The organism is Mycobacterium sp. Root265 (genome assembly GCF_001428895.1).
Taxonomy (GTDB): Bacteria; Actinomycetota; Actinomycetes; order Mycobacteriales; family Mycobacteriaceae; genus Mycobacterium.
In genome coordinates, this window is the sequence record NZ_LMJA01000018.1 from 42,562 (window position 1) to 66,353 (window position 23,792).

At 68.3% G+C, this 23,792-nt stretch carries 25 protein-coding genes; 17 read left to right on the plus strand and 8 right to left on the minus strand.

All coding sequences use genetic code 11. From position 1 onward, the window contains the following. Window positions 1-57: 57 nt before the first annotated feature. On the plus strand, window positions 58-207 hold the full coding sequence (locus tag ASE48_RS16225; RefSeq protein WP_156409234.1) for a hypothetical protein: 150 nt from the start codon (window positions 58-60) through the stop codon (window positions 205-207). Here ASE48_RS16225 and ASE48_RS16230 read toward each other — a convergent pair. Then, window positions 204-1,373 carry a GGDEF domain-containing protein gene (locus ASE48_RS16230; protein WP_057168139.1) on the minus strand — a complete coding sequence of 390 codons (1,170 nt, stop codon included), beginning with the start codon at window positions 1,371-1,373 and terminating at the stop codon, window positions 204-206. The two genes, ASE48_RS16225 and ASE48_RS16230, sit on opposite strands and share 4 nt — an antisense overlap. Window positions 1,374-1,430: 57 nt before the next feature. Here ASE48_RS16230 and ASE48_RS16235 point away from each other — a divergent pair, with 57 nt between their 5' ends. The 11 genes from ASE48_RS16235 to car all read left to right on the plus strand — a co-directional run bounded on the left by ASE48_RS16235 (window position 1,431) and on the right by car (window position 14,152). Next, the gene (locus tag ASE48_RS16235; RefSeq protein ID WP_057168140.1) at window positions 1,431-2,348 is read left to right on the plus strand and encodes an SDR family NAD(P)-dependent oxidoreductase; all 918 of its coding nucleotides are present in this window, start codon (window positions 1,431-1,433) and stop codon (window positions 2,346-2,348) included. Window positions 2,349-2,393: 45 nt separating this feature from the next. Continuing rightward, window positions 2,394-2,858 (plus strand): GtrA family protein, encoded by a 465-nt coding sequence (locus ASE48_RS16240; RefSeq protein WP_057168141.1) that lies wholly within the window; start codon window positions 2,394-2,396, stop codon window positions 2,856-2,858. An 18-nt stretch (window positions 2,859-2,876) separates the two neighbouring features. Beyond that, the gene (locus tag ASE48_RS16245) at window positions 2,877-3,272 is read left to right on the plus strand and encodes a QcrA and Rieske domain-containing protein (RefSeq protein ID WP_057168142.1); all 396 of its coding nucleotides are present in this window, start codon (window positions 2,877-2,879) and stop codon (window positions 3,270-3,272) included. A gap of 22 nt (window positions 3,273-3,294) precedes the next feature. Further along, a complete protein-coding gene (locus ASE48_RS16250) occupies window positions 3,295-3,657 on the plus strand; it encodes a hypothetical protein (RefSeq protein ID WP_057168143.1) in 363 nt (120 codons plus the stop codon). Window positions 3,658-3,845: 188 nt separating this feature from the next. After that, window positions 3,846-4,871 (plus strand): TerC family protein, encoded by a 1,026-nt coding sequence (locus tag ASE48_RS16255; RefSeq protein ID WP_057168144.1) that lies wholly within the window; start codon window positions 3,846-3,848, stop codon window positions 4,869-4,871. A gap of 77 nt (window positions 4,872-4,948) precedes the next feature. Continuing rightward, window positions 4,949-6,223 carry an MFS transporter gene (locus tag ASE48_RS16260; RefSeq protein ID WP_057168145.1) on the plus strand — a complete coding sequence of 425 codons (1,275 nt, stop codon included), beginning with the start codon at window positions 4,949-4,951 and terminating at the stop codon, window positions 6,221-6,223. A gap of 59 nt (window positions 6,224-6,282) precedes the next feature. Further along, complete coding sequence (locus tag ASE48_RS16265) at window positions 6,283-7,260, plus strand: LacI family DNA-binding transcriptional regulator (RefSeq protein ID WP_057168146.1); 978 nt, start codon at window positions 6,283-6,285, stop codon at window positions 7,258-7,260. 81 nt (window positions 7,261-7,341) lie between these two features. Continuing rightward, complete coding sequence (locus ASE48_RS16270; RefSeq protein WP_057168147.1) at window positions 7,342-8,544, plus strand: cytochrome P450; 1,203 nt, start codon at window positions 7,342-7,344, stop codon at window positions 8,542-8,544. Continuing rightward, window positions 8,541-9,608 (plus strand): phosphotransferase, encoded by a 1,068-nt coding sequence (locus tag ASE48_RS16275; protein WP_057168148.1) that lies wholly within the window; start codon window positions 8,541-8,543, stop codon window positions 9,606-9,608. The genes ASE48_RS16270 and ASE48_RS16275 overlap by 4 nt, the downstream gene beginning before the upstream one ends. A 30-nt stretch (window positions 9,609-9,638) precedes the next feature. Continuing rightward, the gene (locus tag ASE48_RS16280; protein ID WP_057168149.1) at window positions 9,639-10,526 is read left to right on the plus strand and encodes a DMT family transporter; all 888 of its coding nucleotides are present in this window, start codon (window positions 9,639-9,641) and stop codon (window positions 10,524-10,526) included. A 167-nt stretch (window positions 10,527-10,693) separates the two neighbouring features. Further along, a complete protein-coding gene (car, locus tag ASE48_RS16285) occupies window positions 10,694-14,152 on the plus strand; it encodes a carboxylic acid reductase (RefSeq protein WP_057168150.1) in 3,459 nt (1,152 codons plus the stop codon). A gap of 59 nt (window positions 14,153-14,211) precedes the next feature. Here the strand turns inward: car and ASE48_RS16290 are convergent, their stop codons facing one another. After that, a complete protein-coding gene (locus ASE48_RS16290; protein WP_057168151.1) occupies window positions 14,212-14,511 on the minus strand; it encodes a hypothetical protein in 300 nt (99 codons plus the stop codon). 47 nt (window positions 14,512-14,558) lie between these two features. Next, the gene (locus ASE48_RS16295; protein WP_057168152.1) at window positions 14,559-14,966 is read right to left on the minus strand and encodes a TIGR03668 family PPOX class F420-dependent oxidoreductase; all 408 of its coding nucleotides are present in this window, start codon (window positions 14,964-14,966) and stop codon (window positions 14,559-14,561) included. Between the two features lie 114 nt (window positions 14,967-15,080). Between ASE48_RS16295 and ASE48_RS16300 the strand changes: the two genes are divergently transcribed. From ASE48_RS16300 to ASE48_RS16315, 4 genes are read left to right on the plus strand one after another with little or no spacing between them, the layout of a single operon-like run. Then, window positions 15,081-16,193 (plus strand): ABC transporter substrate-binding protein, encoded by a 1,113-nt coding sequence (locus ASE48_RS16300; protein WP_057168153.1) that lies wholly within the window; start codon window positions 15,081-15,083, stop codon window positions 16,191-16,193. Window positions 16,194-16,195: 2 nt separating this feature from the next. Next, the gene (locus ASE48_RS16305; protein WP_200962176.1) at window positions 16,196-17,038 is read left to right on the plus strand and encodes an ABC transporter permease; all 843 of its coding nucleotides are present in this window, start codon (window positions 16,196-16,198) and stop codon (window positions 17,036-17,038) included. Further along, on the plus strand, window positions 17,035-17,826 hold the full coding sequence (locus ASE48_RS16310) for an ABC transporter permease (RefSeq protein ID WP_057168154.1): 792 nt from the start codon (window positions 17,035-17,037) through the stop codon (window positions 17,824-17,826). The genes ASE48_RS16305 and ASE48_RS16310 overlap by 4 nt, the downstream gene beginning before the upstream one ends. Then, window positions 17,823-18,878 (plus strand): ABC transporter ATP-binding protein, encoded by a 1,056-nt coding sequence (locus tag ASE48_RS16315; protein ID WP_057168155.1) that lies wholly within the window; start codon window positions 17,823-17,825, stop codon window positions 18,876-18,878. Before ASE48_RS16310 ends, ASE48_RS16315 begins: the two co-directional genes overlap by 4 nt. 87 nt (window positions 18,879-18,965) lie before the next feature. On the opposite strand, the gene ASE48_RS16320 is transcribed toward ASE48_RS16315, so the two are convergent. Both ASE48_RS16320 and ASE48_RS16325 read right to left on the minus strand, forming a co-directional pair. Then, entirely contained in the window at window positions 18,966-19,532 is a 567-nt protein-coding gene (locus ASE48_RS16320; RefSeq protein ID WP_082614229.1) for an orotate phosphoribosyltransferase, read from the minus strand. A gap of 32 nt (window positions 19,533-19,564) precedes the next feature. Then, window positions 19,565-20,368, minus strand: coding sequence for a HugZ family pyridoxamine 5'-phosphate oxidase (locus tag ASE48_RS16325; protein WP_235571266.1), 804 nt, complete (start codon window positions 20,366-20,368; stop codon window positions 19,565-19,567). A gap of 70 nt (window positions 20,369-20,438) precedes the next feature. Here ASE48_RS16325 and ASE48_RS16330 point away from each other — a divergent pair, with 70 nt between their 5' ends. After that, window positions 20,439-21,677 carry a maltokinase N-terminal cap-like domain-containing protein gene (locus tag ASE48_RS16330; protein ID WP_057168157.1) on the plus strand — a complete coding sequence of 413 codons (1,239 nt, stop codon included), beginning with the start codon at window positions 20,439-20,441 and terminating at the stop codon, window positions 21,675-21,677. Window positions 21,678-21,701: 24 nt separating this feature from the next. On the opposite strand, the gene ASE48_RS16335 is transcribed toward ASE48_RS16330, so the two are convergent. Genes ASE48_RS16335 through ASE48_RS16345 form a run of 3 tightly spaced genes read right to left on the minus strand, consistent with a single transcriptional unit; the run spans window position 21,702 to window position 23,777 of the window. Next, window positions 21,702-22,454: an ABC transporter permease gene (locus ASE48_RS16335; RefSeq protein WP_082614235.1), complete on the minus strand. Its 753-nt coding sequence runs from the start codon at window positions 22,452-22,454 to the stop codon at window positions 21,702-21,704. A 52-nt stretch (window positions 22,455-22,506) separates the two neighbouring features. After that, window positions 22,507-23,328, minus strand: a complete 822-nt coding sequence (locus tag ASE48_RS16340; protein WP_057168158.1) for an ATP-binding cassette domain-containing protein — start codon at window positions 23,326-23,328, stop codon at window positions 22,507-22,509. Beyond that, window positions 23,325-23,777: a MarR family winged helix-turn-helix transcriptional regulator gene (locus ASE48_RS16345; RefSeq protein ID WP_057168159.1), complete on the minus strand. Its 453-nt coding sequence runs from the start codon at window positions 23,775-23,777 to the stop codon at window positions 23,325-23,327. Before ASE48_RS16345 ends, ASE48_RS16340 begins: the two co-directional genes overlap by 4 nt. Between the last annotated feature and the right edge of the window lie 15 nt (window positions 23,778-23,792).

The following is a 23,792-nucleotide window of genomic DNA, read 5'->3' on the forward strand; positions in this document are numbered from 1 at the left end:
TCAGCCGGCGCAGACCCGGTCGGGATGAGACTGCGGTCGCGATGTGTTGTCACCTACATGCTCACCACAAGACGATTCGTGCAGTCGGTCGTCGCCTCCGCCGCCGCCCTGGTCGCCATCGCCATCGCCATCCCGACTGTCGCACTGTTACAGGACGGACCGGTGCAATTCCCGATCCAGATCACCATCGCGGATCCGCTGCCCTAACCTGACCGGCCGCCCCCGGGACGGTCATCGGGCCCGTCGTCCTCGACGGTGGCCAGCGCAGGTGACAGCAGCAGCCGCATCTGGTTGCCGCCGGACTTGCGCGCCTCATACATCGCGTTGGTGCCGATCGTGACGAGCTCGTCGAGCACATCGTGAGATCCCTGACCGGTCAACGGTTTCAGCGGGGTGCTGATCACACCGAGGCTCGCCGTCAGCTGGAACGGCGCCGATTTGATGGTGCCCAGGATCCGCTCGGCCAGCGGGGTGGGGTCCGGCGTGGTGAACACATCGGCCACCAGATATTCGGCCTCACCGAGAGCGCCGATCACGGCGTCGCCACGCACCGTCTCGCGCAGACGCTGACCGATCGCGACGCGGGCCTTGTTGCCGCCGGCCTTGCCCGACATGGCGGTCAGCAACGAGAAGCTGTCCAGGTTCACCACGATGAGGATGAGATAGCGATCGTCGCGGCGACTGCGTGACCCGATCAGGGTGGCCACACTGTCATAGAAGCTCTGCCGGTTCGGCAGGCCGGTCAGCGGTTCGATCTCCCCGTGCGGCTTCTCCGAGCCGATGATCCGCAGCACCAGCTCACACCCGAACGCGACGAACGAATTGATCAGCGCGACAAAGACGACGCTGGCCAGCGCGAGCGCGTGGTCGATCTCCACCAGGCGCCAGGCCAGTACCACCAGGGTGGCCGTCTGGACCGCCCAGATCGGGACGAGCCACGTGCGGGAGTGGAAGAACACCGCGTAGGCCGTGGTGACGGTGAACGCCGCCGAGCTCAGCAGGCCCAGAACCGGATCGGGCTCCAGCAGGCACACGGTGGCGATGAGGACGGTGCCCAGGATCAGACAGAAGTGCGACTGCCGCCGGGACGGCCAATCCGAACGCAACCAGACGAAGGCCATCACCGCGCACGTGACGAACAGCAGGGCCGCGATGACCGGTCGGTACGGCTGCTCGGACGTGGTGGCGGCGACGATCACCACAACCGACATGGCGCCGAGGCTTGCGATGATCCAGGCGACCACCCGGCAGGTGGCGACCTGCAGATCGCGGGCCGCCAGAAACGCTGTCAACCACTCGTAGTGGTCGCCGCCATGTCGCCACCGCGAAGGGTTCACCACAGCCCGGCGCACCCGGAACCGGGCCGTGCACATCTACGCCCCCACAGCATCAGCGAACGGTACCAGCACAGTCGCCGCTAGCCTGGCCCTATGGCATCCCGATGGACGACAGCACGACTTGGCGATCTGACCGGCCAGACGGTCGTCGTGACCGGAGCGACCAACGGTGTCGGGCTGGCCACCGCGGCCGCCCTGACCCGGGCCGGCGCCCACGTGGTGATGGCGGTGCGCAATACCGAACTCGGGGCACAGCGCGCGGCCGAGATCGGCGGGCACACTTCGGTGCTGCGACTCGATCTGGCGGACCTCTCCTCGGTGCGCGCATTCCCCGGGCTGCTCGACGATCAGGGCATCGATGCGGTGGACATCCTCATCAACAACGCCGGGACGCTGGCCGAGAAGCGCGCGGACACCGTCGACGGTTTCGAGACGACCATCGGCACCAACCTGCTCGGGCCGTTCGCCTTGACCAACCTGCTGATCGACCGGGTGCGCTCGCAGATCATCAATGTCGGTTCGCAGGCCCACGAGTCGGCGACGCTGCACCTCGACGATCTGCACATGCGGACCCACAAGTGGACGGTGATGGGCGCCTACGCCCAGTCGAAGCTCGTGGTCATGCTGTGGGGCCTGGAACTGGACCGGCGCCTGCGGGCCGCCAAGTCGCCGATCATCAGCCACCTGACCCATCCGGGATGGGTGGATTCGAACCTGCCGCAGCTGTCGGATTCGCCGCTGATGGGGGTGGTGCAGCGCGGCGTCAAACTGGTGGCCGGCGCGTTGGCCAACGACCCGGCGGCCGGCGCGGCCACCACGCTGTACTGCATCACCGAGCCGATCCCGCCGGGCAGCTACGTCGGGGTGGAAGGCCGGTTCGGTCTGCGTGGGGGTCCGGTGCTGATCGGGCGTTCGGCGCTGGCATGTGACTACGCGACGGCCGCCCGGGTCTTTCAGTTCGCCGAGCACGAAACGGGTACAACACTTCCGGTTGCTCAGCCCAGCCGTTAGCCCGGCCATAACGAAGCTGTCACCTGCCGGTGGGACAGTCACCATGTGACCGCCGACCTCGATCACGGAATCGTCGAGCGGTTCCACCGATTCTGCGAGCGGGTGGCGGCGCGACTGCCTTTCGGCCTGAGTTCGGTTGTCGCCCCGACCTTTCTGGGCTTCGCACTGATCAACAGTTTCACCTTCGGCGTGGACATGGCGCTGTTGACGGTGCTGCACAGCGGTTACGGGGTGCGGCTGCCGGTCGCGCTGACGGTGGGCTACGTGTGCGCGTTCACGCTGGCGTTCTTCCTGAACCGGACCCTGAACTTCCGGTCACACGCCACCGTCGGCCCGCAACTGGTCGTCTATGTGGTGGTGGTCGCCGTCAACTACCTGGCATTCATCGTCGTGCTGCCGACCTCGCTGGCCGCGGCCGGCCTGCAGTATCACCTTGCCCGGCTGGTGGCCGGCTGCTGCGAGGCGGTCTACATGTATACCGCGATGCGGATGGTGGTGTTTCGGCGCTGAAACCCCAACAATGGCTGCATGGCTCCTCAGCTGGCTCGCAGGCACGTGCTCGTCGGCGCGGGCGCCGTGGTGGGGGCCGGGGCACTGGTCGCCTGCGCGGGCTCCGAGGACGAACCCGCGGCAGCCCAAGCTGAAACCGGAGTTCTGGCCGCCACCTCCGAGGTGCCCGTCGGATCAGCGCTGATCGTGGACGGCATCGTGCTCACCCAGTCGAAGGCTGGCGAGTTCACCGGCTTCTCCGCGGTCTGCCCGCACGCCGGATGCGCGGTGTCCAAGGTCGACGGCGCGAAGGTCCTCTGTCCGTGCCACGGCAGCACCTTCGGGCTCGACGGCGCGGTGATCTCCGGCCCGGCGCGCGAACCGCTGGCCCCGGCGCCGATCACAGTCCGGGGCGATTCGATCGTGGCGGGCTGAAAGCTCGTTACGATCATCGGCTGTGGTGGACGACCAGCGCGGTGAACCGGCGCCGATACCGTGGTACGAGGAATCGTGGGCGGTCGTCACTGCCGGCGCGGCGGGGGTTCTCGCGGTCGGTGTGCTGATCTACGCCGTCGTGCAGACCTCGGAGAACTCGGTGGAACCCTCCTACGGTCCGCAGTACACCGACTACTCCGCATCGACGACCAGCGCCACGTCCACGTCCACGACCACATCGCGGACCACCAGGTCGACGACCACGACCACGACGACCACCACCACGACCACCGAATCGACCAGCACGGAGACGACCCCGTCGCTGGACGACGAGAACCCGTTCATCCTGAATCCGTTCGCCACCACGACGACGGAATCGGGTTGAGCGTTTAGCAGGCCGATTAGCCGGGGATGTGATCGTCTGACAGAATCAGCCCCGAGGGGAGTACTCCTGCGCTGCAGTGTCGTCATCACGTCGTCTGTCATCGGACGACCGGTGCTGCAGGCCCACGCGATGTCTGCGCGGGCGGAAGAGACCTCGGCCGTTGATCGACGACCGGAGGCTCCAACCATATGAACGTGTCCGCACTCGAGTGGGGGATCACCCTCGCCGTCACCCTGGGCGTCCTGCTCGTGGATGTCGTGGTGTTCGGCAGACGGCCGCATGAGCCGTCCACCCGGGAGACCTCCATCGCCCTGACGTTCTACGTCGGCCTCGCCATCGCCTTCGGCATCTGGACCTGGACCTTCCATGGCAGCCAGTTCGGTGTGGAGTTCTTCGCAGGCTGGCTCACCGAGTACAGCCTTTCGGTGGACAACCTGTTCATCTTCTTGATCATCATGGCCAGCTTCAAGGTGCCCAGGATCTACCAGCAGCAGGCGTTGCTCGTCGGCATCATCCTGGCGTTGATCTTCCGCGGCATCTTCATCGCCCTCGGCGCGGTGGCCATCGAGCAGTTCTCCTGGGTCTTCTACATCTTCGGTGCGTTCCTGATCTACACCGCCTTCAAGCTGGCCAAGGACACCGAGCACGATGACGACGCCGAGAACGGCGTCGTCCGGTTCGCCCGCAAGCACTTGAAGTTCAGCGAGCAATGGGACGGCCTGCGGTTGTGGGTCAAGGAAAACGGCTCCCGGGTGATGACGCCGATGTTCCTGGTGATCGTCGCGCTGGGCACCACCGACCTGCTGTTTGCCCTGGATTCCATCCCGGCCATCTACGGGCTCACCCAGGAGCCCTACCTGGTGTTCACCGCGAACGTGTTCGCCCTGATGGGTCTGCGCCAGCTGTACTTCCTGCTCGGCGATCTGCTCAAGCGCCTGGTGTACCTGTCGCAGGGCCTGGCCTTCATCCTCGGTTTCATCGGCGTCAAGCTGGTGCTGCACGCTCTGCACGAGAACGAAGTGCCGTTCATCAACGGTGGCGAGCCGCTGCACGTCCCGACGATCCCGACGCTGGCCAGCCTGGGCGTCATCATCGTCACGCTGGTCATCACCACGGTCGCCAGCCTGTACAAGACACGTGCCGACGCCAAGAAGGCCGACGACACAGCCGAGAACACGGCCGACGGGGAAGCCCCGGCCAAGCCGGCCGAGTAACGGTTGAGCGGGGCGCCGATATAAGCGCCCCGCTCAAACCCGTTATCCCGCCGGTCAATTCACTAACGTAGGTCGGCATGTCGTCCGCTGCCGTCCGTAAAGCCGTCATCGGCGCCTCCATCGGCAACGCCGTGGAATGGTTCGACTTCGCCATCTACGGGTTCCTGGCCACCTACATCGCCGCCAACTTCTTCCCGTCCGGCGACGAGACGGCGGCGCTGCTGAACACCTTCGCGATCTTCGCGGCCGCGTTCTTCATGCGTCCGCTCGGTGGGTTCGTCTTCGGGCCGCTCGGTGACCGCATCGGCAGGCAGAAGGTGCTGGCCCTGGTGATCCTGCTGATGTCGGCGGCCACCCTGCTGATCGGACTGCTGCCGACGTATTCGGCCATCGGCGTCGCGGCCCCGCTGTTGTTGCTGGTGCTGCGGTGTGTGCAGGGCTTCTCGGCGGGTGGTGAATACGGCGGCGGCGCCGTGTATCTGGCCGAATATGCCGCCGACAAGCGCCGCGGATTCGTCGTCACCTTCATGGTGTGGTCGGGGGTGCTCGGTTTCCTGCTGGGCTCGATCACCGTCACCCTGCTGCAGGCCGGGTTGCCGGCCGCGGCGATGGACAGCTACGGCTGGCGCATCCCGTTCCTGCTCGCCGCGCCGCTGGGTCTGGTCGGCCTGTACATCCGGCTGCGGTTGGACGACACCCCGGAATTCACCGACCTGAGCAGCCGCGACGAGGTTGCCGACCGCCCGTTGCGGGAGGCCTTCGCGACCTCGTGGCGGCCGATCCTGCAGGTCATCGGGCTGTTCCTGATCTTCAACGTCGGCTACTACGTGGTGTTCACCTTTCTGCCGACCTACCTGATCAAGACCCTGGCGTTCTCCAAGACCGCATCGTTCGTCTCCATCACGCTGGCCAGCCTGGTCGCCCTTGTGCTGACGCTGCCGTTCGCGGCGCTCTCGGACCGGATCGGGCGCAAGCCGATGCTGATCGCCGGTGCGGTGGCCTTCACGCTGCTCAGTTATCCGCTGTTCCTGCTGCTGACCTCGGGGTCGCTGGTGGCCGCCGTCACCGCGCACTGCGTGCTGGCCGCGATCGAATCGATCTACATCTCCACGGCCGTGACGGCGGGCGTCGAGCTGTTCGCCACCCGGGTGCGCTACAGCGGTTTCGCCGTCGGCTACAACATCTGCGTGGCCGTCTTCGGCGGCACCACCCCGTACGCGGTGACCTGGCTGACGGCCGAGACCGGTAACCCGCGGGCGGCGGCGTTCTATCTGGTGATCGCCGCGGTGCTGTCCCTGGGCACGGTGCTGACCCTGCGCGAATCGGCGGGTAAACCGCTGGTGACCACCTGACCCCGGTGCCGGGGCGAGCGAAGCGACGGGATGGCGGGTGGACCTGCGATGATGTCGGAATGAGACCGGGGACCAGGCCGACCAAAGCGGATGTCGCGCGGCTGGCCAACGTCTCACCGGCGACCGTCAGCTATGTGCTCAACAACGTCAAGGGCCAGACGATCTCAGCGCAGACCCGCGCGGCCGTGCAGGACGCGGCCAAGTCCCTGGGGTACCGGCCCAACCTGGCCGCCCGCAATCTGGCCCGCGGCGGCAGCGGCGTGGTGCTCTACATCGTGCCCCGAATTGCGTTGGGCGAGTTGCTGCTTGAGGTGGGTAGCCGGCTGACCACCGAACTGGCCCGCCACGGTGTGGTGCTGTCGCTGCAATTCGAGACCGATGACGGGCGCAATGTCGTCGACGCGGTGGCCGACCTGAACCCGATCGCGGTCACCAGTGTGTTCCCGCTCGGTGGTGCCGCACTGGAGGCGGTGACCCAGGCGGGCATCCCGCAGATCTATCTGGGCAGCGCGCAACTGCATGCGATGGGCGAGCTGCATCTGTCGATCGGCGCGATGCGGATCGAGCACCTGGTGGCCCGGGGACATCGCCGGATCGCGTTCGCCTTCGCCGGCGACGAGACGCTGCGACCACTCGGCGACTACTGGCTGACCGGCCTGCGGGCGGCGGCCGCGGAGCTGCCCGAGATCGTCACCGCGACCGTCGCCGCCGACGGCTCCGATGCCGCCGACGTGGTGCGGAACTGGATCGCGGCCGGTGTGACGGCGGTGTGCGCGCAGAGCGACGAGACCGCACTGGTGGTGCTGCACGGCATCAGGGAGGCCGGCCTGCGCTGCCCGCAGGACCTGGCCGTGATGGGCGTCGACGCGATCCCGCTGGGCGCAGTCAGCGGCCCGCCGCTGACCTCGGTGGGCCTGGATGCCAAGACGATCGTCGAGGTGTCGGTGGCGGCCATGATGACCGAACTCGGATTCCCCAGCGTGCAGGAGCCCAGCAGCGACAACGTCGCGCACCTGATCCAGCGCGCCTCGACCTGACGGTCACATCCACGCTTGCCCTCTGGGGAGTGACCCGCGTAACTTACGCGAGTAAGTGATTGCCCCCGGAGAGGTGAACAGGTGACCGTCGACGCCAGCAAAGACGTGTACTTCGACCCGTACAACGTCGAGATCAATGCCAACCCCTATCCGGCGTTCGCCCGCCTCCGTGAGGAGGCGCCGCTCTACTACAACGAAGAGTTCGACTTCTACGCGCTGAGCCGGTTCGCCGACGTGAACAAGGCGCTCATCGACCATGAGACGTTCAGCTCGGCCCGCGGCGCGATCATCGAACTGATCAAGGCCAATATCGAGATTCCTTCGGGCGCATTGATCTTCGAGGATCCGCCGATCCACACCACCCACCGCAAACTGCTCGCCAGGATGTTCACCCCGCGCAAGATCGCGGCGCTGGAACCCAAGATCCGCGAGTACTGCGCTGCAGCGCTGGACCCGCTGGTCGGCGCCGGGAAACTCGATTTCATCACCGACTTCGGCGCCATCATGCCGATGCAGGTGATCAGCACCCTGCTCGGCATCCCCGAGGACGACCAGGAGATGATCCGCGACCACGGCAACGACCAGATGCGCACCGAGGCCGGTAAACCCATGAAGGCCGCCTCGGAGGGCATGATCGACGGCTCGATCTTCGAGACCTACATCGACTGGCGCAAGGACAACCCGTCCGACGACATCATGACCGACCTGCTCAACGTCGAGTTCACCGACGAGCAGGGCGTGACCCGGCACCTCACCCGCGAAGAGCTGCTCATCTACATCAACGTGGTCGCCGGCGCCGGCAACGAGACCACCACCCGGCTGATCGGCTGGGCGGCCAAGGTGCTCGCCGAGCATCCCGACCAGCGTCGTCAGCTCGTCGAGAACCCGGGGCTGATCCCGCAGGCGATCGAGGAACTGCTGCGCTTCGAACCGCCCGCCCCGCACGTGGCGCGCTACGTCACCCGCGACGTCGAGTATTACGGCCAGACGGTGCCCGAGGGCGCCTCGATGATGATGCTGATCGGCTCGGCCGTCCGCGACAGCCGCCAGTTCCCGCCCGACGGCGAGGTTTTCGACATCCACCGCGAACAGCGCCAGCACCTCGCGTTCAGCGTCGGCACGCACTTCTGCCTGGGCTCGGCGCTGGCGCGCCTGGAGGGCCGGATAGCGCTGGAGGAGATGCTCAGGCGGTTCCCCGAGTGGGAGGTCGATCTGCCCAACGCCAAGCTGTCGCCGACCTCGACGGTGCGCGGCTGGGATTCGATGCCGGTCGTCATCCCGTGAGCCTGAGCGTGCCGGCTTCGTGGGAGGACGTCACCCCCGCGTGGCTGACCGCGGCGCTGGCCCGCGATTTCCCGGGCGCGGTGGTCGGTGAGGTGACCGTGCAGATGCGCGATGACGGCACCAACCGGCGGGCGCGCCTCGGCGTCCGCTACGCCGAGGGCGCGGGGCCGGGGACGGTGTTCGTCAAGGCCGTCGACCCCGGCCACAAGGAGATGATCAAGTACACCAGCGGGCTGCTGCACGAGCCACGGCTGTTCAACGCCGCCGTGGGATTGCCGCTGGAACATCCCGCGGTCTACGCGGCGCCGATCGACGAGGCGGCCGAGGACTTCATGCTGGTCATGGAGGACCTGACCGCCCGGAGTGCCGACCCGCGCGATGCCACCCGGCCGCTCACGGTCGATCAGGCCGCGAGCGGGGTGCGCGGCCTCGCTCGTCTGCACGGCGAGTTCTGGGGTGAGCGGCTGGCCCGGACCGGGCTGGAGTGGCTGGAACCGTTCGTGCCGTGGGACGGGATGCAGTACGCGCCGCTGCCCGCGGCGCTGGAGCGGCTCGGCGATGACGCGCCGGCCACGGTGCAGGTACTGACCATCGATCACCTGGTGGAGGGCATCTGGAAGCCCTTCATCCGGACGTTGACCGCGCCGGGTGTGCCCACCACCCTGCTGCACGGTGACCCGCACATCGGGAACACCTACCTGACCCCGGGCGGCGATACCGGGTTCCTGGACTGGCAGGTCGCCCGGCGCGGGAACTTCTCCGTCGACCTCGGCTACTTCCTGCAGGGTGCGCTGGTCACCGAGGACCGCCGCATCCATGAGCGTGAGCTGCTCGGCGTGTACCGCGACAATCTGGGTCTGCCCGCCGACGAACTGCCGTCGGCGGAGGAGATCTGGCTGCGCTACCGGGCGTCGGTCGCGCACGGCCTGACCACCTGGCTGGCCACCGCCAGCGCGGGCGAGTTGTGGCAGCGCCCGGACATCGCGCTGGCATTGGCGCAGCGCTACAGCGCCGCCTACCAGGACCTGAACACCGCGGAGGCTCTGGCGGAATTGACCACCTAGTCTTGGTGGCGTGACGAGAGCGCTGCGACGGTGATCGATCAGCTGCTCGTCGTCGTCTTTGCACTGTGCGCAGCCATTTTCGCGGCCGTCGGCATCGTGGTGCGTCAGCACGCGACGATGGATGTGCCCGAGGAGGACGGCGTCAGCACCGTGATGCTGGCCACTCTGCTGCGCCGCCCGCTGTGGTGGGCCGGAACCGCCGCGGCGGTGGCCGGCTTCGTCTTCCAGGCCTTGGCGCTGGACAACGGATCGCTGATCGTGGTGGCGCCCCTGCTGGTGTCGGCGCTGCTGTTCGCGCTGCCGCTGAGCGCCCGGCTGGCGCACCGCCGGGTCACCCGCGGCGCCTGGCTGTGGGCGATGCTGCTGACGGTGTCGCTGGCGATCTTCATCCTGCTCGCCCATCCCCGGGTCAGCGATCAGGTCGCGCCGGTGGCCACGATCGTCGTGGTCGCGGCGGTGTGCTCGGTGCTGGTCTTCGGCTGCGTGGTGATCGCGGTGCGCCGGTCGGGTTGGCAGCGTGCGGTGCCGCTGGCCGTCGCCGTCGGGGTGCTGTTCGGTCTGGTCGCGGTGCTCACCAAGATGCTGATGCACGAACTGGACCGCAATTCTGTGGCCGAGGTGTTGTCGACGCCGCTGCCGTACGCGCTGGTGCTGCTCGGCGTGCTCGCCACCCTGTTGCAGCAATCGGCGTTCCACGCCGGGTCGCTGCAGACGTCGGTGCCCACCATGCTGGTGATCGAACCGATGGCCGCCGTGCTGCTCGGTGTGTTCCTGCTCGGCGAGACGCTCACCGCGAACCGGTGGGAGGCCGTGGTGCTGACTGTCGCGGTGGTCGCCATGACCGCGGCCACCATCGCGCTCGGACGTGACGAAGGCGCCTACGAGGCCGAATTGGAAGCCACGTCACGCGCCGTCTGAGGACCGTTTTCACAGGGAATCGGCAGGTCGCAGGGTCTCGGGCATATCTTTAGTTTTGCTAACGTTGTAGGGGTTGGTCGGTGCGGACGACGAGGTCCCCGGAGCGATTTCCCGTCGCTCCGCTCGCCCTGGCCAACGAATAGCGATAGAGAACCGAAGGATTACTCATGCCCGACGAAAACTTTGAAGACCGCATCGCGCGGCTCTACGCCACCGACCCCGAGTTCGCCGCCGCCAAACCGAGCGCGTCGGTCAACGCCGCCGTCAGCGAACCCGGACTGACCCTTCCCGACGTCGTGCGCACCGTACTGACCGGCTACGCCGACCGGCCCGCGCTGGGCGCCCGCGCCGTCGAGTTCGTCACCGACGAAACCGGCCGCACCGTCGCCGAGCTGCAGCCGCGTTTCGAGACCGTCACCCACGGACAGCTGTGGGAGCGCGTGCGCACCCTCGCCGACGCGTGGCGCGGGGACCCGGTGCACCCTGGCGACCGGGTCGCCCTGCTCGGCTTCACCAGCGTCGACTACACCGTCGTTGATATCGCGCTGACTCAGCTCGGCGCCGTCTCGGTGCCGCTGCAGACCAGCGCATCGGCCGCTGCCCTCGCCCCGATCATCGCCGAGACCGAACCGGTGCTCATCGCGTCGAGCATCGACTATCTCGATGACGCCGTGGAACTGGCGCTCGGATCGGGTGCCACCCGCCTCACGGTGTTCGACTACCGGCCCCAAGTCGACGACCAGCGCGATGCGCTCGCCGCCGCGACGGCCCGGCTCGGTGGCCGGATCGCCCTGGAGACCCTCCAGGGTGCGCTGGACCGCCCGGCCTCCACCATCGAACCCGTTGCCGCGCAGGAGGAATCAGACCCGCTGTCGCTGTTGATCTACACCTCCGGGAGCACCGGAGCGCCCAAGGGTGCGATGTACCCGGCGAGCAAGGTCGCCGACATCTGGCGCCCGGCGGCCAACGCCCACTGGGACGACAGCCAGGGCGTGGTGCCCTCCATCGTGCTGAGCTTCATGCCGATGAGCCACGTGATGGGCCGCGGCATCCTCTACAGCGCGCTGGCCAGCGGCGGTTCGGTGAACTTCGCCGCCCGCGCCGACCTGTCCACCTTCCTGGAAGACCTGGCCCTCACCCGGCCCACCCAGATGAACTTCGTGCCGCGTATCTGGGACATGCTGTTCGGCGAGTACCAGAGCCGGATCGCGCACGGCGCAGAAGAATCCGCGCTGCTGGCCGACATGCGGGAGAACCTGCTGGGTGGACGTTTCGTCAGCGCGCTGACCGGGTCGGCGCCCATCTCGCCCGAACTCAAGGCGTGGGTGGAGAAGCTGCTGGACATGCACCTGCTGGAGGGCTACGGCTCCACCGAGGCGGGCGCGGTGTTCGTGGACGGCAAGATCGCCCGGCCACCGGTGCTGGAGTACAAGCTCGTGGACGTGCCCGAACTGGGCTACCACCTCACCGACCGGCCGCATCCGCGCGGTGAGTTGCTGGTGCGGTCCGAGCAGCTGTTCCCCGGCTATTACAAGCGCCCCGAGGTCACCGCGCAGGTCTTCGACGAGGACGGCTTCTACCGGACCGGCGATATCGTCGCCGAACTCGGCCCCGATCAGGTCGCCTATGTCGACCGGCGCAACAACGTGCTCAAGCTCTCCCAGGGTGAGTTCGTCACGGTGTCCAAGCTGGAGGCCGCCTTCAACACCGCACCGCTGGTGCGCCAGATCTACATCTACGGCAACAGCGCCCGGCCCTACCTGCTGGCCGTGGTGGTGCCCACCGACAGCGGCGCCACCAAGGCGGACATCGCCGCCTCGCTGAAGGAGGCCGCGCGCGCCGCGGATCTGCAGTCCTACGAGCTGCCAAGGGATTTCCTGATCGAGACGACCCCGTTCACCGTGGAGAACGGGCTGCTCACCGGCATCCGGAAGCTGGCTTGGCCCAAGCTCAAGGAGCGCTACAGCGCGGAGCTGGAGCAGCTCTACACCGACCTGGCCGACGGCCAGGCCCAGGAGCTGCAGGCGCTGCGCACCGCGGGGTCCACCGGGCCGGTGCTCGACACCGTCAGCCGCGCCGCCGTCGCACTGCTGGGAGCGGCCAGCGCCGATATCGCACCCGATGTGCACTTCACCGATCTGGGTGGAGACTCGTTGTCGGCGTTGACCTTCGGCAACCTGCTACAGGACATCTTCGACGTCGAGGTCCCGGTTTCGGTGATCGTGAGCCCGGCCTCGGATCTGCAGACCATTGCCGATCACATCGAGACCCAGCGTGCCGGCGGCACCGGCCGCCCGACGTTCGCGTCCGTCCACGGTGCCGGAGCCACCGAGGTGCACGCCGCCGATCTCACCCTGGACAAGTTCCTCGACGCCGCGACTCTGGCTGCGGCGCCGTCTCTTCCGGGCCCCGTGAGCGAGATCCGGACCGTGCTGCTGACCGGCGCCACCGGCTTCCTGGGCCGCTACCTGGCACTGGAGTGGCTGGAGCGGATGGACCTGGTGGACGGCAAGGTGATCTGCCTGGTCCGCGCCAAGTCCGACGAGGAGGCCCGGGCGCGGCTGGACAAGACCTTCCAGACCGGTGACCCGAAGCTGGTCGCGCACTACCGCGAACTGGCCGACCGTCACCTCGAGGTCATCGCGGGCGACAAGGGCGAGGCCGACCTCGGCCTGGACCCGGCGGTCTGGCAGCGCCTGGCCGACACCGTCGACCTCATCGTGGATCCGGCCGCACTGGTCAATCACGTGCTGCCCTACAGCGAGTTGTTCGGGCCCAACGCCCTCGGCACCGCCGAACTCATCCGGATGGCGCTGACCACCAGGATCAAGCCGTTCGCCTACGTGTCCACCATCGGTGTCGGCTGGGGTATCGAGCCCGGCAGCTTCGTCGAGGACGCCGATATCCGGACCATCTCCGCCACCCGGCGGGTCGACGACACCTACGCCAACGGCTATGGCACCAGTAAATGGGCCGGCGAGGTGCTGCTGCGCGAGGCGCACGACCTGACCGGACTGCCGGTGTCGGTGTTCCGCTGCGACATGATCCTGGCCGACACCACGTACGCCGGCCAGCTGAACCTGCCGGACATGTTCACCCGGATGATGCTCAGTCTGGTGGCCGCCGGTATCGCCCCCGGATCGTTCAATGAGCTTGACGCCGAGGGCAATCCACAGCGCAGCCACTATGACGGTCTGCCGGTGGAGTTCATCGCCGAGGCGATCTCGACGCTGGGCACCCAGGTGGCGCTGGAGCCCGGGCGGTCATTCGAGACCTATCACGTGATGAACCCGTACGACGACGGCATCGGCATGGACACCTTCGTGGACTGGCTGATCGAGGCCGGCTACCGGATCGAGCGGGTCGGCGACTACGCGCAGTGGCTGTCCCGGTTCGAGACCGCGCTGCGGGCACTGCCGGACAAGCAGCGCCAGGCGTCGCTGCTGCCGTTGCTGCACAACTACACCGCACCGGGTGTGCCGGTGAACGGGGCGATGGCGCCGACCGATGTGTTCCGCACCGCCGTGCAGGACGCAAAGATCGGGCCGGACAAGGACATCCCGCACGTGAGCCGGGAGGTCATCGTCAAGTACGCGAGCGATCTGGAACTGCTCGGCCTGCTCTGACGCGCCACACGGGAATGGGGCACCTCCGACCGGGGGTGCCCCATTCTCGTTGTGCCGGATCAGTTCACGTCGACGTACACGGTCTGACCGGCCAGCGCGTTGTAGACATAGTCGCGGTCCTCGTCGTCGACGATCCAGTTCTGCCTGAAGTTCTGGCCCTGCCGGATTCCGACCACGTTCGCCTCGGACAGCGGCCTGGCGCTCAGCCGGCTCACGATCACGCGGTAACCCTGGGCCCGCAGTTCGTCGATGGTCTGCTGGGCAGTGCCCGATATCTCGTCGGGCGTCGCGGCCGCCGGCGCGGCGAATCCCACGATGCCCGCGGACAAGCCGGCGGTGACCAATGTCAGTGTCTTCATGGCGCTGCCTCTTCTCTGCACACTGATCTTAGAGCCGGAACCGTGGTTCAGGCGTGCCAGGAGGCCCAGTGCGCCACGGCGATCGCCACCACCGGGCCGTCCAGTGCGGTCCGCTCGTACTGCACGTACTTGGCGCGCAGCAGGCCGTAACCGATGGCCATCTGCTCCCCGTCGTGATGCACGGTCGCCTCGCCGTCGGCCCGTACCCACCACAGTTGGTCCCAGTCCTCGCTGTAGTGGTCGACCAGCAGGCTCACCTGCGGGTTGGCCTCGATATTGGCCAGCCGTCGCAGACGTTGGGTGGACTTACGTTTCGCGTCGACGGCGGTGTAGACGGTGTCGCCCTCGACGGCGAAGACCACCGGCACCAGGTGCGGTGCGGCCTCGGCTCCCACCGTGGCGAGTGCGGCGACGGTGCCACTGGCGAACAGTTCGACGGCATCATGGTCGGGCACACCCCCGATGTTAGGCGTCGTCGACGGCAGGGTTGCCGGTAGCGTCGGATCCCGTTCACTGCGATGTCACCGACAGGTCACCGTCTGGCCGCCTGTCCATCGGAAGGTTCGGCAATGAAGAATTCGCTCCTGGGTCTGGCTGCCACCGCACTGCTGACCGCAGGCCTTGTCGCCTGCGCCCCACCGGCGAAGGAGGAGCAGGCCGCCGAAGGCGACGCCCGCACCGCCACCTCGGCGGCGGACTTCGGCGGGATGGACGCGCTGATCGAGGCCGCCAAGGCCGAAGGCGAACTCAACGTCATCGCGCTGCCGCCGGACTGGGCGAACTACGGCCAGATCATCGCGAAGTTCACCGAGAAGTACGGCATCACGGTGAACTCGGCGCAGCCGGGCGCCAGCAGCCAGGAGGAGATCAACGCCGCGGTCCAGCAGAAGGGCCGCGGCACCGCACCCGACGTCTTCGATCTGGGACAGTCCGTCGCGCTGGCCAACACCGAGATGTTCGCCCCGTACAAGGTCGAGCATTTCGCCGAGATCTCGGACTCCTTCAAGGACCCGGACGGCACCTGGGTCAACGATTACGGCGGTTACATGTCGATCGGCTACGACTCCGCCAAGGTGCCGACGATCGCGGGCGTGGACGACCTGCTCAAGCCCGAGTTCGCGGGCAAGGTCGCCCTCAACGGTGACCCGACCCAGTCCGGGGCGGCGTTCTCCGGGGTGATGATGGCGTCGATCGCCCGGGGTGGCTCACCCGATGACATCGCACCCGGCGTGGAGTTCTTCGCCACACTCAGCGAGGTGGGTAACTTCCTGCCGGTGGACCCGACACCGGCCACCATCGCCTCCGGCCAGACCCCGGTGGTCATCGACTGGGATTACCTGAATGTCGAACAGTCCAAGAAGGTTCCGGGCTGGAAGGTGATCATCCCGCACAACGCCGCCGTCGCCGGCTACTACTTCCAGGCCATCAACGCCGACGCGCCGCATCCGGCCGCGGCCCGGCTGTGGCAGGAGTTCCTGTACAGCGACGAGGGGCAGAACCTGTACCTGGGCGGGGGCGCCCGGCCGGTGCGGGCCGACTCGATGGTGACCCGGGGCAGCATCGACCGGGTGGTCTACGGCGGGCTGCCGCCGGTGGACGGCGCGGCGACCTTCGTCTCGGTGGAGCAGAACGAGGCCGCGACCAAGTATCTGGAAGCCAACTGGGCCAAGGCCATCGACTGATCGTGCGGTACGTCCGGCAGGCCCTGCCACTGCTGCCGTTCCTGGCGGTGGTGCTGGTTTTCCTCGTCATCCCGACCGGCACCGTGATCGTGAACGCCTTTGTGGTGGACGGCCGTTTCTCACTGGACCTGGTGGCCGCACTGTTCACCGAGGCACCGCTGGCCGCCCTGGTGCGCAGCGTGATCCTCTCGGCGAGCAGCGCGTTGATCGGCGCGGTGTTCGGTGCCGTGCTGGCCTGGTTGATCCTGAGCAGCCCACCGGCCTCCCTGCTGCGCCGGGCGGTCCTGTCGCTGGCCAGCGTGCTGGCCCAGTTCGGCGGTGTCGCACTCGCTTTCGCCTTCCTGGCGACGATCGGACTCAACGGTGTGCTCACCCTGTGGCTGCAGCAGTTGCTCGGTATCGATGTGGCCGCCGGCGGCTGGCTCTACAGCGTGGGTGGCCTGGTGCTGGTGTACACCTACTTCCAGATCCCGCTCATGGTCATCGTGTTCCTGCCCGCGCTGGAGGGGCTCCGCGCGCAATGGCGGGAGGCGGCGGTGAGCCTGGGCGCGAGCACCTGGCAGTACTGGCGTGAGGTGGCGGTGCCGCTGTTGACACCGGCCTTCCTCGGGTCGCTGCTGCTGTTGTTCGCCAACGCCTTTGCCGCCTACGCCACCGCGGCGGCCCTGGTGAGCCAGGGCAGTCCCATTGTGCCGCTGCTCATCCGATCCGCGTTGACCAGCGAGGTGGTGCTGGGGCGCGCCGGTCTGGCGTATGCGCTGGCGCTGGAGATGATCGTCGTGGTCGCCGTGGTGATGGTTGCCTACAACCTGCTGGTGCGGCGCACGGCCCGGTGGCTGCGATGAAGCCGCTCCCGCCGGCGGGCAGGAGCGCAGCGACCCGGGGAATCAGATCAGCGCTGTGGCTGATGTTCGGAGCGTTCTTCCTCTTTCCGCTCTATGCCATGGGCGATTTCGCCACCCGCGATCTGCAGTCGGGTGGCCGCACCATGGCGGCGTGGGTCAACCTGTTCGCCGATGACGCGTTGTTCGCCGCGATCCTGACGTCGTTGTCACTGGCGGTGCTGACGGTGACGGCGATGTTGGCGCTGCTGGTGCCCACGATGATCTGGGTCCGGCTGCGTGCGCCGTGGGCGAGCAGGTTCATCGAGTTCCTCTGCCTGCTGCCCTTGACCATCCCGGCGCTGGTGGTCGTCGTCGGCCTGCGCAACGTCTACCTCTGGGTGACCTACCTGCTGGGCGAGTCGGCGCTGACGCTGGCTTTCGTCTATGTGGTGCTGGTGTTGCCCTTCGCCTACCGGGCGCTGGACGCCGCACTGTCGGCGATCGATCTGCGGACGCTGGCCGAGGCTGCCCGGTCGTTGGGCGCCGGGTGGGCGTCAACGATCGTGGCGGTGATCGTGCCGAACATCGCCGCGGGCATCCTGTCCGCGGCGTTCATCTCGATCGCGGTGGTGCTCGGTGAGTACACCGTGGCGTCACTGTCGGGATTCCAGACGCTGCCGGTGCAGATCGTGGAGATCGGCAAGAGTGACGGACCGACATCGGTGGCGGCCTCCCTGGCCACCCTGATCTTCGGGTTCATCCTGCTGTTGGTGTTGTCGATGGTGACCAGACGGAGGCGGCGCGCATGACTCGGGCGAGCGTAGCGACGGGGGATGGGCCAGGGGGAGTGGCCGTCGACCTGGTCGACCTGACCCGCAGCTACGGTGCGGTGCGCGCCCTGGACGGGCTGACGCTTCGGATCCAGCCGGGCGAACTTGTGGCGCTGCTGGGTCCCTCGGGTTGCGGGAAGACCACGGCGCTGCGCATCCTGGCCGGGCTGGACGAGGCCGACGCGGGATCGGTGGCCATCGACGGCCGCGATATCGGCAAGGTGCCCGCCAACAGGCGCGATATCGGCCTGGTGTTCCAGGCCTACAGCCTGTTCCCGCACCTGACGGTGCTCGACAATGTCGCGTTCGGACTCAAGATGCGGGGTGTGGGCCCGCGGGACCGCGCCGGCCGCGCCGCCGAGATGCTGGAGCTGGTCGGGCTGGCCGCGCAGTCGGGGCGCTATGCCGACGAGTTGTCCGGCGGGCAGCAGCAGCGGGTGGCGCTGGCCCGCGCGCTGGCGATCCGGCCGCGGGTGCTGCTGCTCGACGAACCGCTGTCGGCGCTCGACGCCCAGGTGCGCGGCCAGTTGCGGGACGAGATCCGCCGGGTGCAGCTGGAGGTGGGGACGACGACGCTGTTCGTGACCCACGACCAGGAGGAGGCGCTGGCGGTGGCCGACCGGGTCGGGGTGATGAACGCCGGACGCCTGGAGCAGCTCGCGGCGCCTGCCGAGCTCTACACCCGGCCCGCGACACCGTTCGTGGCCGAATTCGTCGGCCTGCACAACCGGCTGCCGGTCCGGGTGGTCGACGGGCGCGTGCGGCTGTGGGATCAGCCGGTGGCGGCGCTGCCCGGATCGGTGCAGGAGGGTGTCGCGCTGGTCCGGCCGGAGGCGATCCGGCTGACCGCCGATCCGGCGAGCACGGCGAGCGTGCAGTCGGTGGCCTTCCTGGGCGCGGTCTCCCGAGTCACGGTGGCCCTCGATGACGGCTCGTCGGTGCTCGCGCAGGTCAGCGGGCAGAACTTCGGGCCGGGGGACCGGGTCACGCTCTCGGCGCACGCCGACGGCGTGCTCGTCGTCGGAGGGTAGTCAGCTCGGCGAAACACGCGTACCCGTCGTCGCGAGGCGCCAGATCGCGACCGGTACGCGAGTTTCGCGCGAAATGCGGAGGGGGGCTCAGACGGCTTTGACCGGTTCGATGCCCAGGTCCTTGTAGGTGACCAGGGCGACGAACGGCACGCCCATGCCGCCGAACAGTTCGGCTGCGACATCGCCGCGGTCGACCATCGGGATGACCCCGGTGACCACGGCGCCGGCCGCGGTGACCCGGTCGTAGGCCTTGGCGGTGGAGCCCCCGGTGCTGATGACATCGTCGACCAGCAGGACCCGGGTGCCCGGCTCGATGCGGGTGCCCTCGATCCACTGCTCACGGCCCCGGGCCTTCTGCTCCTTGCGCACCGAGAACCACGCGGCGCCGGTCACCATGGCGACCCCGTGGGCCAGCGGGTCGGCGCCCATGGTGAGCCCGCCGACGGCGTCGAACTCGATGCCGCTGCCGGCGGCCAGGTCGGCGACGGCCCGGCTGACGGTGGTCAGGCGCTCGCCGTTGTCGATGGCGTACTTGCCGTCGATGTAGTCATGGCTGAGCTGACCGCTGACGAGCTTGAACGGCTCCGCACGGTGCTCGTAACCGCGCGTCTTGATCAGCTCGAAAGCCGCTTGCCAGGTCTCCGGGCGCTGCATACCCGGAATCGTATTGCACATCGCGGGCGGTATCAGCCCTGCCGTGCCCTCCGGGTCAGTTCGACTGCCGCCGAGCGCAATTCATCGATGCCATTGATGGGCGCCAGATAACCGGCCCGGGTGTAGGCGATCCCGCGCGGGGTGGTGACCCGCAGGTCGAGCCCATACCGGTCGGCTGCGGTGCAGGTCGCGGCGGTGGCGTCGGGAAAACCGCCGAGCTTCTGGGCCATCGCGACCAGCGCGTCGGCGTGATCGGCATTGAGGTGGGCGACGGCCCCGGCGGAATGCGGCGCCACCGGGTCGGGCGCCGCGGCGGTGTACTCCGCACCCGATGTCGAGTCCATCCGGCCGTACCCGCCGACCCAGCGCACGCGCTGCACCTGCAGCACCCACAGGGTGAAGTCGCTGTAGTCGATGTAGTACTTGGCGGCGGGCACGGCGGCCAGATGCGCGGCCCGGGCGCCTTCCAAAGCGTCCCCGGTGGGCCGCACGACCGTGCCGGCCAGCGTGACGCGGCCGGAGGCCAACGGGTCATCCGGGGCATCGGGGGCGACGATCGCGATGCTCGCGCGCTGATCGCCCGCCAGATTGCGGCCGTGCTCGGCCATGTTGGAGACACACAGCACCGGGGCGCCGTCGTGCAGGCCGTAGGTCACGAAGGATGCCCAGGGGTCGCCGTCGGCGGTCAGGGTGGCCAGCGTGCCGGTGTTGGTGGCCGCGGCGATGGTGCGTGCCTCTTCGGCGGCCGACGGGCGCGTCATGTCCGCCGCCGGGGTCAGCGGTGGCGGCACCGACGGAGCGTCGCCGGGGTCACCGTGATCTCGCAATTCAGCCACGTCGGCACTGTAACCGAGCCGAGGCCACGTGTACGAGCGCGCGCAGTCGGGTACGGGAAGGATCATGACCATGAATCTGCCCTTTGATCGCTGGCTGCCCGCGCAGCGCTGGTACTCGGGCCGAGGACGGGTGATCGCGGAGGTCCGCCCCGCCGTGGTGGAGGCGCTGGGTTCCGACCTGGACCTGGTGCTGTTGGAGGTCGCCTACACCGACGGCCCGGCCGAGGGCTACCAGGTGCTGGTGCGCTGGGACACCGGCGCGGACTCGGCGCTGATCGGCACCGACGGGGACCGTTCGGCGTTCGACGCGCTGTCCGACCCGGAGGCCGCCGGCGCGCTGCTGTCGTTCATCGAGGCCTCCAAGCAGATCGGGCCGGTCCGGTTCATCCGCGAGCCGGGCGCGGATCTGGGCCCGGGCACCCCGGTGCGCGTGCTCGGCGGCGAACAGTCCAACACCAGCGTGGTGTTCGGTGCGCAGACCATCTTCAAGGTGTTCCGCCGGGTCACGCCGGGGATCAACCCCGATATCGAGCTGACCCGCGCGCTCGCCGGAAACCCGTACGTCACGGCGCTGCTCGGATCGTATGAGATCGATTGGGGCGCAGAGCAGTACATGCTCGGTATGGCCAGCGCGTTCGCGCCGAACTCGGTGGACGGCTGGCAGGTGGCGATCACCGGCGCCGGCGACGACTTCGCCGGAGAGTCCCGCGAACTCGGTGCGGCCGTCGGCTCGGTGCACCGTGCGCTCGCCGAGGCCCTGGGCACGCGGGTCGGCGCCTTCCCGGCGCAGACCATGATCGACCGGTTGCGCGCCGTTGCGGCGCGGGTCCCCGAACTGGGCGACCACGTTCCGGCGATCGAGCGGCACTACCGCGCGGTGGCCGAGGAATCCTCGACCGAACACCGCATCCACGGCGACCTGCACCTCGGGCAGGTGCTGCACACCCCGCAGGGCTGGCTGGTCATCGACTTCGAGGGCGAGCCGGGGCAACCGCTGGAGGAGCGGCGGCGTCCCGATTCGCCGCTGCGCGATGTCGCGGGCATGCTGCGGTCCTACGACTACGCCGCGCATCAGCGGCTGCTGAGCACCGGCGGCGACGAGGGCGCGGCGCGGCGGTGGGCCGAGGACAACTGCGCGGCGTTCTGTGCGGGCTATGCCGCGGTCAGCGATACCGACCCGCGTGGCGCCGCCGACGTGCTGCGCGCCTATGAACTGGACAAGGCCGTCTACGAGGCGGGCTATGAGGCCCGCTACCGGCCGGACTGGCTGCCGATTCCGTTGCGCGCCATCGAGCGTCTGGTCGGCTAGGAGCGCAGCGGATCAGGAATGTGGTCAGCGGACCAGTCTGCGCAGCAGCGCCGCGGCCGTCACCACACCGAGCACCGCCGCCACGACGAGCACCGTGATGTCCAGGGCGGCGTTGGTGGGGGTACCGATCAGCAGGCCGCGCAGCGCATTCACCTCGTAGCTCAGCGGGTTGATCGCCGACAGCCAGCGCAGCCACTGCGGCATCAGCTCCACCGGGTACAGCGCGTTGGAGGCGAAGAACAACGGCATGGTGATGGCCTGCCCGATGCCCATCAACCGGTCGCGGTTGCGCACCAGGCCGGCCAGCGACATCGACAGGCAGGCGAAGAACGCGGAACCGAGCACCACCACGCCCATCGCCCCGAGGATCCGCAGCGGGTTCACGGTCATGTGCACGCCCAGCAGATAGGCCAGCGCGACGACACCGATGACCTGAACGACCGAACGTACGCCCGCCGCAAAGGCTTTGCCGGTGATCAGCGCGGTGGGCGGGGCGGGTGTCACCATCAGTTTGGCCAGGATCCCGGCGTCCCGGTCCCAGATGATCTGGATGCCGTAGAAGATCGAGATGAACAGTGCGGACTGCGCGATGATCCCCGGTGCGAGGAACGCGAGGTAGGGCACGTCGCCGGTGTCGATCACGTCGAGTCGGGAGAAGGTCTGGCCGAAGATCAGCAGCCACAGCGCGGGCTGCACCATCCGGGTGAACAACTCGGTGCGGTCATGTCGCAGCTTCTGCAACTCGACGAGCGCGAAAGCGCCGATGCGGTTGGCGATTCCGGGAAACCGCCGCCAGCCGCGGGGCGCCCGGACCAGGGTGATGGTGGTGTCAGCCGACACGGCGGGCCGTCCTTCGTGCGGCGCGGACCTGGCGCAGGCCCGCGGGGGTGGACTCGTCGAGATCGGAACCGGCGTAGTGGCGGAACACATCCTCCAGCGTCGCCTCCGGGCCGGCTTCGTCCTTGAGGCCGGCCTTGAGTTCGGCCGGCGTGCCCTGCGTCTGCAGTTCGCCGTGGTGCATCAGCGCCACCCGGTCACACAGCGCGTCGGCCTCACCCATGTAGTGCGTGGTGAGCAGCACGGCCATGCCGAACTCCTTCTGCATGCGGTCGACCTGGTCCCAGACGCTGTCGCGGGCAATGGGATCCAGGCCGACGGTGGGTTCGTCGAGCAACAGCAGGGATGGCCGGTTGACCAGGGCCTGGGCCAGCTCCAGACGGCGCACCATGCCGCCGGAGTAGGTGCCCGCCGCATTGTCGGCGACGTCGGAGAGTTGCATGGAGTCCAGCGCCTGGGCGACCCGGTCGGCGCGTTCGCGGCGCGGCACATCGTAGAGCCGGGCGAACAATTCGACATTCTGCCGCCCGGTCAGCGCCGCCTCGATGGAAAGCTGTTGCGGGACATAGCCGATGTTGTACCGGATGTCCATGGTGTCGCGCCGGGCGTCGAGGCCGAAGATGCGCACCTCGCCCTGCTGTACCGGGGTGAGGGTGGTGAGCACCCGGATGACGGTGGTCTTGCCCGCGCCGTTGGGGCCGAGCAGGCCGACGGTCTCGCCGGCCGCCACCTGGAGGTCGAGGCCGGACACCGCGGTGAACTTGCCGTAGCGATGGGACAGGCCACGGCAGTCGATGGCCGGTGGCTGGGTCATTGCTGGTCCTCCTGCAGAAGTCGGGTCAGCTCGGCGATGACGGCCAACCCCTTTGTCAGATCGTCGATCTGGGTATCCTCGAGTGCTTCCAGGGCGCCGGCCAGTGCGGTGCGCCGGGCCCGCCGCGAGCGGTCCGCGACCTCCTGCGCCGCGTCGGTGAGGCGCAGCCGGCCCACCCGGCGGTCGGTGCTGTCGACGGTGCGGGTCAGCAGATCGTCGGCGGCCAGCCGGGACACCAGGGTGGAGGCGGTGTTGGCGGCCAGTCCGAGTTCGGCGGCCGCCTCGCGGACCGAGATGTCGGGCCGGCGGCCGACGAGCCGCAGCAGTTCGGCCTGGGACTGCGTGAGTCCGGTGCGATCGAACCCGCCGCCGGTGGACCGCCGCAGCTGTCGCCGGAACCGGCCGACCACGGCGAACAGTTCGCCGGCCAGATCGCTGCGCGTGTCCACCCACAAAGGGTACCT